This window comes from Methylomonas lenta (genome assembly GCF_001644015.1).
GTDB lineage: Bacteria > Pseudomonadota > Gammaproteobacteria > Methylococcales > Methylomonadaceae > Methylomonas > Methylomonas lenta.
The window spans coordinates 1-8,444 of record NZ_LUUI01000124.1 but is presented as its reverse complement, the minus strand read 5'-3'; the positions used below and the strand labels follow the sequence as shown (position 1 = coordinate 8,444).

Genomic DNA, 8,444 nt, shown 5'->3' with positions numbered 1-8,444 from the left:
CTTCGCTCCCACCGGGCCATGTTGTTCAAACATTTAAAGGCCTTGCCAGAAGCAAATTTTGCCTACGAATCATTAAGGAAGTTATTCGACCAATTGATTGAGCGAACCATTAACGAACAAAAAACCTGCATGCTAGGTAAAGCAGTGTTGGAGTTTCGAGGTCAAGACCCCCAAGTTGCGGAAATCGTCAATATGGGGATATCACAATTAGAAAATGTTATTCTCGAAATCCTGTCAAAAGCGCAAGCCACAGGTGAAATATCTAAAGGCCGCGATCTACAGGTATTGTCCTCCTACTTAACCGCTGCTTTTTATGGAATCCAGGTGCTGGGAGTTGCCAAGCCTTGCCGGGAAAATCTTGAACAAGTAGGGGCTATCGCGTTGTCGATTGTTTTTCCAAACCAATAATCATTATTTTAATGATCCCGGCCATATTTTTTTATTATTTATGTACCAATCAGTACATAATTTTCAATCGAATTAGGGAGGTGATTTTTAGCTTAAAACTAACTAATTTTTTAATTCAATTTCAACTTTACCAAGGAGAACAACATGTCTTTTTTACTTTCTAGTCCAGGCACGACTAATCTACCAGACGTTTTTCAAAAATATCCTAAAAGGGGTATTATGATTTTGCACCTCATCGACGACATCATGCGAGAAGAATCGCCTTTGACGGACGGCGAGCGTGAACTCATTTTCACTTATATATCCGGCTTAAATTCCTGCAGTTTTTGTTTTCATTCTCATGTGCCTGCAGCCACCGCTTACGGAATTGATGAATCGATATTCGGTGACATGAAGATTAACCTTGATTCGCCTAAAGTCGATAAAAAACTACAGCCGATATTGATCTACGCCAAAAAACTTACACTAACGCCTACGCAAGTCACCAAAGCAGATGTCGATGCAATTTATGCTGAGGGATGGAATGAACAAGCCTTTTTTGATGTGGTGTGCATCTGCTGCGTGGTCAATTTTATGAACCGATTCGTCAATGGGGTTGGTGTCGATGTCGATCCGGAAACCGCGCATCAAACCGGGGCTTCAGTTTTGCCTACAATCGGCTATTCCGGTTGGGCGGCAAACTTGGAAAAATCGCTTGCTTCATAGTTGTGCTTCGCAGTTCAGTAATTGGCAGGGAACGCTTCCGTTATCCCTTTCTACCGCGCTGAGGATCGTAACTTGAGACAGGAATAACCCGATAAGCGTGATTCAGGGTTGAATCGCACTTATCGGGGATAGAGCATCTTTTTGATATTCGAACGAGAAGAGCACAGTTAGAAAGCGGTGAGTGTAACGAAGGGCTAGTCGTTATTTATGTAGGCGGAGGGATCTAAGGCGCGGATTCAACAATCTTTGTTAACTGTTGCGAACCAGTTGAGCGCTAAAAATGTCCCATCGGTATTTGTTAAGGACGAAGCATGTCAGAATTTTGTTTAATTAATCGGTTCGTAATTACTTAACTCAGTTTTTTTACTCAAACTTTATAACCAGTTACCAAAAGGTTGCACGATAACCTTTTCACCAGCTTCCACTCGGGTTTGATCAGCTGCCAAGATTATGAAGCAGTTGGCTTGCGACATGGAAAGTAAAATACCAGAACCTTGCTCACCGGTCTTGCATACTGTCAACCCGCCATCAGACGCCTGGATCAAAATGCCGCGCTGATACTCTACTCTTCCCGCTCGTTTTGTTAAAAGCAAACTGTTCATCGCTTGTAAAATTAAAGGCGGACGAACGATTTCGCCACTTAAATGCTGTAGTGCCGGATGCACAAACTGGTTAAAACTTACCATCATCGCCACTGGGTTACCTGGCAAACCAAAAAACAATGCTTGTTCTAGACGGCCAAAGGTTAATGGTCGTCCTGGCTTCATTGCCACCTTCCAAAAAACAATTTCGCCTAATTCGTTCAACACTTGACGTATATAATCTGCCTCTCCGACCGAAACTCCGCCGCTACTAATAATGACATCATGGTTTTTCGCAGCTTCTTGCAATATATTGTGCAGTTGTATTTGGTCGTCACCAACCACGCCTAAATCAGTTATATTGCAATGCAAGCGGCTCAACATCCCAAACAGGACATTTCGATTACTATCGTATATCTGTCCAAGCTGTAAGGCTTCTCCTATTGGCTGCAATTCATCACCTGTGGAAAAAAAGGCTATCCGCAAGCGCGGCATTACAGCAACATTATTGATGCCTAAGGAAGACAACACCCCTAAATCTGCCGCCGTTAACCGTCGACCACATGTCAATACTGTTTGTCCTAATCGAATATCCTCACCAAAGAATCGAATATTTTCTACTAGTCTAGTACGACCATCAATTCTAATACTTGCTGCGCCGAGCATTTCGACATGCTCCTGCGGGATCACCGTATTGCAACCGGCAGGAATCACTGCTCCTGTCATTATGCGGACACACTCGCCACTTGTGCATCTCCCAAGAAATGGATGACCGGCAAAACTATTCCCAACTACCTTTAATGTGACAGTCCCATTCCGAGGTATATCATCGGCACAAAAGGCAAACCCATCCATCGCCGAATTGTCATAAGGAGGAACATTCATTTCAGCAATAATATCTTCAGCCAACACACGATCAATGGATTGTCGCAAAGACAACCGTTCTTGCTTCGTAAAAGCCAATGGTTTTATGCAATCTATAATAAATTGCTGTGCAACATCAACAGTTATTGCTGTTGGATCATGCTCGTCACCGCAACTTGATTTGCTTAGATGAAGTCTTCCGCTATCTATATTATTAGGCATAACACTCCGAAACTATCATGATCACTCACTGTTGCCGATACACTTCTGATTTGTTCCATATTGCTGATATGACTTATCATATTACCTTTTGCTAAAGTTACTACCATAGCCTGAAAAGAATAGATAAGATGAACTCGATAGCGTTGATAAAGCCAACGTCCATCCAAAACTTCAACACTCTGCTTACGTGGGTTATTGTTAATAGTTTGTGTTTCTTTTAAATCGCAATACAAGTGTGTTGTCCTACTACTGATTAATTTTCTGCATTTTATTATTGACGCATGTGTTAAAAAGACCCTCATCACCTTTTCGCTACTTAGCGAAAGAGTCGAAATTAACGAACTTCTTTGGAGGTAAGAAAACGCCTGGGCAATAAGCACCCAAACCCAGTACACGCGCATCAAATGTACTGATATTATTGATGATGAAGGTCTGTAAGCTGCTTACTCTATTTAATAGCATTTATTTCAACAAACACGATGGACGGTTAGCTCCACCAGTGCAACCATTAGCAATCAATTTCAGCCATCACCGCATGAGGGGCTAAGTTTATATGGCCGTTAAATATTACCAGTTGCATAGTTGCTGATGGAGCTAACCGTCAACCCTGTTTAACGTAATTTTTTTTCAAAGCAGGTTCTTGTTATATCAATTCAATTAATGTGCCCAAAAGTCACAAAAACTCGACAATTTAGTTATACTCCGAAGCCGCTGCGAATGCAGTTGAACTCCTTCGGAAACTAAGTTTCTAACTCCTTAGGCACAACCGAATCCAGGTCTTCAGGAACAATTGCACCAGTGATGATTCGGTAAGCAGAATGGGGCACTATTTTTTCTCCAACCGGAAAATCTGCGCTGCTTTCTTCGGCAATAGGTAGCACAACGGGATAATTTTCTCTTGTTTTTTCGGCATCCTGCCAGGAGACAGCAAAGCCATCCAAAGCACTGTTTGTATAAGGGGGCGAAGAGATTGTTGCTAGCGTCTTTTCGGCAAGAACATAGCCAAGAGAATCAGATGTTGCAACAACGCGTGTTTCTATTAGGCATATTTTCCTTCATTATTTCAATAGCTTAATTTATGGATATCACTTTTTTACCCAGCGTTTTTCTTCATCATGTCCGCCACCCCACAGCATAGGGAAAGCATGTAAAAGTCCAGGGAAAAGTGCTTCCATACTTTCCTGCGCACCTTTGGAACTTCCTGGTAAATTAATGATTAATGTTTTGTCGCAGATGCCAGCCAGTTCGCGTGACAACATTGCATAAGGTGTGCGTTCTTTACCATGGCGGCGTATAGTCTCAGCCAGACCGGGTGCTTCTTTTTCGATGACTTTGGCCGTTGCTTCCGGAGTTATGTCCCTAGGGCTAAAACCCGTTCCACCGGTTGTAATTACCAGATCAAAATGTTCAGCTACTAGTTGCCGCAAGCGATTTGATATTTGGTCTGAATCATCGGGTAAAATTTCATAGACCGGAACCGAGAGGTCTTTATCTTCCAAAAATAGTTTGATGATTTTTCCGGACGTATCTTCGCGGTTTCCGGCATATGTTGAATCAGAAATAACAAGAACAGCCGATTTTAATGGTTCGGCAAAATATTCTATAAAACTGCTTTTGCCTCCCTTTTTCTCAACCAGTTTTACATCGGAAAAAGAGATGTTTTCATCTAACGGTTTAAGCATATCATAGACGTTTAACAGCGCGCCCGTAACTGCAGCCATAGCTTCCATTTCAACACCGGTTTTCCAGATTGCTTTTACTTCCGCTGAAATTTTTATGGTGTCTTTGCCGATATCAAAACTTATACCCACCCAATCCAAAGGAAGAGTATGACAAAACACAATCCAGGCAGCAGCATTTTTCGCAGCGGTTATGCCTGCTGCCCGTGCAACCTGTAAAACATCACCTTTGGGAACAGTTTTTTCAGTCACCCGTTTTATTGTTTCCGAATTAGCCGTTAAAATTCCTTCGGCTTTCGCATATCTTAATGTGCTGAATTTTGGACTAATATCGATCATTTTGTATTTTTAAACTATTATTTTGTTTTTGCATTTAATTGAATAAATTACCAGAAAAATTACATTTTCAACTGACCTTGCATTTTCCGATAAAAATGTTCTTAAAAGTTATTCCTGAACCCAGTGCACAGATTCATCTTCCATGATTTCTTTTTTCCAGATGGGAACTTTGTGTTTAATACCTTCAACAATCTGTTTCATCGCTTTAATACTTTCTTTACGATGCCCGGAAGAGCAAAAAACAAAAAGAGATAATTCTCCGGTTTTTACCAATCCGGTACTATGGTATATGTGCAGACAATTTAACGGCCATTGTTCAAAAGCTTCTTCACGAATTTTTGAAAACGCCTGGTTGGCCATGTCTTCATAAGCCGAGTATTCAATTCCGGCCACATGTTTCCCCACTTTTTCATCAGCACGTACCTGACCGAGAAAAATAGAATGGGCGCCTATATCATGTTTAGAGCTATGTTTTGCTATCTGCTCACCGATAAAAACCGGATCGATAGCTCCCTGGATAAAATAATTTCTGGCGTTCATGGTTCTATTTTTTTTCCTCTTTCAACCAGGCTACCAAACCGCCTGTAAGATTAAATACATTTTTAAGTGTTTGATGATTTGGCAGCATTCTAATTGCCCGGATGCTGTTGATTCCGTGGTCACAATAAAAAACAACCTGGCAATCGTTTTTCAATATGTTATGAATATTAGCCTGCAAATTATTTAGCGGGATGCGAATAGCATTCGGCAATTCCTCTTGGAATTCGGGTATCGAACGAACATCAATCAATTGTATTTTTTCGTTGTTTTGTAATTTTTTGTGCAGATCAACAGCGCTGATTTCATTTATTTTTTGCTGACTTGAACTGCAAAAACTTTCATAATCAAATGACTCAAAATCCGGGGCATTTTGCAAAGCCTGCTGCACAGCCTGTTCGTTTCGTTGAATGGAAAACAGCATTGTTTGATTGCTCAATGCATCGAACATCAAAACTTTTCCTGATAAAACTTCGCCTACTCCGCAGATCATTTTTATAACTTCGTTTGCCTGCAAATTACCGATAATTCCCGGAAGAACGCCAATGACACCATTTTGCGAACAATCTGGTGCTGTTTCGGGCGCCGGGGGGTTGGGAAACAGGCAGCGATAAGTTGGGCATTTATTGCCTTGATTATCTGTAAAATTTAATACACTCAACTGTCCCTGAAAGCGGTCTATTGATCCTGAAACAAAAGGTTTATCCAGGTAAACACAAAAATCGTTAATCAAATAACGGGTTGGAAAGTTGTCTGTAGCATCAACAACGACATCATATTGGGAAATCAAATCGACAGCATTTTCCGGAGACAATCTTTGAGTGTATGCCTTTAAAACAATATTGGGATTGAGATCCTTTAAACGATTTACTGCGGCTTCGGCTTTGAATTCTCCAACCTGTGAAAAGCCATACAACACCTGGCGATGCAAATTAGAAACCGCAACTTTATCGGGATCTACAATACCAACCCTGCCGACACCGGCTCCAGATAGATACATTAAAGTAGGGCAGCCCAATCCGCCTGCACCGATGACCAGTACTTTTGCTTTTTTTAAAGCCTGTTGTCCTGTTTTGCCAATCTGAGGTAAAATCAAGTGGCGGTGATAATACTGAATTTCCTCTTTATTTAGGTTCATGGTTGCCTTTAAAAAATCAGCCCCCAGCAAAGGGGGGCATAACTGCGACCGAATCGTTATCAAAAAGAAGGTAATTGTCTTCAACCATTTGCTGATTTACAGCCATTCTATACGTATAGTCTTTTAAATTCGGATAATTTGTGATTAACTTGCTTTTCAAGTCAGTCATATTGCCTGTGTCTTGAATCGTCAACATGTTTTTCCCCACCACATCACTCAGAACACCAAAAAAAATCACATTAACCTGCATAGTTTTTCCTTACGTTTTAATGGAAACGGGTTATGTTTCTCTGTTTAAATAAAATTTATAGCTTTTACTCTTATATCAATCCGGCTACCAGTGCGATCGTCAGGTGTGGCAAAAGAAATGAAACCAACAGCAAGCGCAACTGCCAGCGGTAATAGTGTTCTCAAGTCACCAATGGAGCCAGACCATTCCGAAAATAAAAATCTATTTTTAAGTTTTTCCATCATCCACCTATCTGTGCCATTGAAAGATGATTTTTTGAAAAATGAATTATTTGCTGCGTACGCTGTTCCGATTCAAATCCGTCTTTTGCCCTTTTGGACACGGCATCTCTAATTGCCGTTTTTATTTCCTGATCACTTTTTCCTGAGCGCAGCATGTCTTTTAAATTTACGTCGCCATGATCATAGAGACAGGTTTTGAATGTGCCGTCGGGAGTGAGCCTTAAACGGCTGCATGTTGAACAGAATGTTCTGGAATGACCGGCGATGATGCCGACTTTTCCCCTAAATCCAGGGATTTCAAAAATCCGGGCAGTTGAACACATTTTAAGATGTTCGATCATTTCAGGAAAAGAATTCTGCAAAGTTTTGATAATTTCTTCTGCAGAAAGTGTATCGTTTGAAAAGTGCCCGCCGTTAAAAGGCATTTGTTCAATAAAGCGGACTTCAACTTTATTACTTTTGGCCAACATAGCAAAGTCAACAATTTCATTGTCATTGACGCCTTTGAGAACCACCATGTTCAATTTAACGTTCAGATCCGTTAGCAGAATTTTATCAATGCTATTCCACACCCGTTCAAAATCATCACGTCGGGTAATTTTATAAAAAACGTCTCGCTTTAACGAATCAAGACTGATGTTAATACTGCCTGATTTTATTTTTTGAAACAATGGAATAGTATCTTCTAAAAAATAGGCATTCGTTGTTAAATTGATTGTTTCCAGTTTTTCATATTGATTTATTCTGATTAAAAAATCAGGCAGGCCTTTACGCACAAAAGGCTCACCACCGGTAATGCGCACTTTGGTTACACCTAAATCCAAAAATAGTCCAAGCAGGTGTTCCATTTCCTGAAAACGCAGAATATCATCACGTGCTTTAAGATCAATTCCCTCCTTTGGCATACAATAAGTACAACGGAAATTGCAACGGTCGGTAACAGCAAGCCGCAGATAATTTAAATGACGCCCCTGGGAATCAATCAGAAGGGAAGCTGTTGAATTTTTTTGGTGTGTAGTATGTAAATAATCCACGCTTATTTTACTCCTTTTCAAGTTCGAGAAGCTTTGCTGTTTCTTGCAAAACCCTATCGAGGCCATGAACCCAACAATCATATTTAAATCGTCTGCAAGCTCGAAGTTAATTTAAATAGTGCGCTAGATATACAAAACGTTTTTACTGATTTTTTATTTAATAAGGACAAAAAAATCATTAGCATATGCTGTATTTCTTTTAATTAAGATTTTGGCTCTTTGAGTTTTACACAATTTCCGTGACCGTATTTTATAAGCAGCCGAAAAGGCTGATTTATACGAGTGTAGTCGGATCAATTACTGAACGAACTTCCACGCACGAGCTCATGTTTATGTTTACAATTAAGGACGAGCAATCATTCCGCGCAAACTTTGGAAGAGTTGACGCTTTTACAGCCTATCGACTCGATGATTTTCATGACAGGTATAATGATTTAGAATGTTTGTGGTAAGGAGTCTATCGATT

Annotated in this window: 10 protein-coding genes; 2 read left to right on the top strand and 8 right to left on the bottom strand. The window is 40.5% G+C overall.

The window, feature by feature from the left end; genetic code table 11:
• The coding region (locus A1359_RS14980) for a TetR family transcriptional regulator C-terminal domain-containing protein (RefSeq protein WP_232322271.1) at positions 1–408 on the top strand (408 nt) is incomplete at its 5' end.
• A gap of 144 nt (positions 409–552) precedes the next feature.
• On the top strand, positions 553–1,113 hold the full coding sequence (locus A1359_RS14975) for a carboxymuconolactone decarboxylase family protein (protein WP_066984748.1): 561 nt from the start codon (positions 553–555) through the stop codon (positions 1,111–1,113).
• A 374-nt stretch (positions 1,114–1,487) separates the two neighbouring features.
• Here the strand turns inward: A1359_RS14975 and moeA are convergent, their stop codons facing one another.
• From moeA to moaA, 8 genes are all read right to left on the bottom strand, one after another.
• Entirely contained in the window at positions 1,488–2,780 is a 1,293-nt protein-coding gene (moeA, locus tag A1359_RS14970; protein WP_066984745.1) for a molybdopterin molybdotransferase MoeA, read from the bottom strand.
• A gap of 740 nt (positions 2,781–3,520) precedes the next feature.
• Positions 3,521–3,820: a MoeA family protein gene (locus tag A1359_RS14965; protein ID WP_232322272.1), complete on the bottom strand. Its 300-nt coding sequence runs from the start codon at positions 3,818–3,820 to the stop codon at positions 3,521–3,523.
• A gap of 45 nt (positions 3,821–3,865) precedes the next feature.
• On the bottom strand, positions 3,866–4,798 hold the full coding sequence (gene moaCB, locus A1359_RS14960; RefSeq protein WP_066984731.1) for a bifunctional molybdenum cofactor biosynthesis protein MoaC/MoaB: 933 nt from the start codon (positions 4,796–4,798) through the stop codon (positions 3,866–3,868).
• A 108-nt stretch (positions 4,799–4,906) separates the two neighbouring features.
• On the bottom strand, positions 4,907–5,338 hold the full coding sequence (locus A1359_RS14955; protein WP_066984728.1) for a molybdenum cofactor biosynthesis protein MoaE: 432 nt from the start codon (positions 5,336–5,338) through the stop codon (positions 4,907–4,909).
• 4 nt (positions 5,339–5,342) lie between these two features.
• Positions 5,343–6,473: a molybdopterin-synthase adenylyltransferase MoeB gene (gene moeB / locus A1359_RS14950; RefSeq protein WP_036254065.1), complete on the bottom strand. Its 1,131-nt coding sequence runs from the start codon at positions 6,471–6,473 to the stop codon at positions 5,343–5,345.
• A gap of 16 nt (positions 6,474–6,489) precedes the next feature.
• A complete protein-coding gene (locus tag A1359_RS14945) occupies positions 6,490–6,723 on the bottom strand; it encodes a MoaD/ThiS family protein (protein ID WP_036254066.1) in 234 nt (77 codons plus the stop codon).
• 44 nt (positions 6,724–6,767) lie between these two features.
• Positions 6,768–6,944, bottom strand: coding sequence for a hypothetical protein (locus A1359_RS22510; RefSeq protein WP_157200568.1), 177 nt, complete (start codon positions 6,942–6,944; stop codon positions 6,768–6,770).
• Positions 6,944–7,978 carry a GTP 3',8-cyclase MoaA gene (gene moaA, locus A1359_RS14940; protein WP_066984725.1) on the bottom strand — a complete coding sequence of 345 codons (1,035 nt, stop codon included), beginning with the start codon at positions 7,976–7,978 and terminating at the stop codon, positions 6,944–6,946. The genes A1359_RS22510 and moaA overlap by 1 nt, the downstream gene beginning before the upstream one ends.
• Positions 7,979–8,444: the final 466 nt, after the last annotated feature.

What these genes read in the sequence shown, in the direction of transcription:
- A1359_RS14975 (WP_066984748.1), top strand. Translation starts at nt 553, where the DNA reads ATGTCTTTTTTACTTTCTAGTCCAGGCACGACTAATCTACCAGACGTT.
- moeA (WP_066984745.1), bottom strand. Translation starts at nt 2,780, where the DNA reads ATGCCTAATAATATAGATAGCGGAAGACTTCATCTAAGCAAATCAAGT.
- moaCB (WP_066984731.1), bottom strand. Translation starts at nt 4,798, where the DNA reads ATGATCGATATTAGTCCAAAATTCAGCACATTAAGATATGCGAAAGCC.
- A1359_RS14955 (WP_066984728.1), bottom strand. Translation starts at nt 5,338, where the DNA reads ATGAACGCCAGAAATTATTTTATCCAGGGAGCTATCGATCCGGTTTTT.
- moeB (WP_036254065.1), bottom strand. Translation starts at nt 6,473, where the DNA reads ATGAACCTAAATAAAGAGGAAATTCAGTATTATCACCGCCACTTGATT.
- A1359_RS14945 (WP_036254066.1), bottom strand. Translation starts at nt 6,723, where the DNA reads ATGCAGGTTAATGTGATTTTTTTTGGTGTTCTGAGTGATGTGGTGGGG.
- A1359_RS22510 (WP_157200568.1), bottom strand. Translation starts at nt 6,944, where the DNA reads ATGGAAAAACTTAAAAATAGATTTTTATTTTCGGAATGGTCTGGCTCC.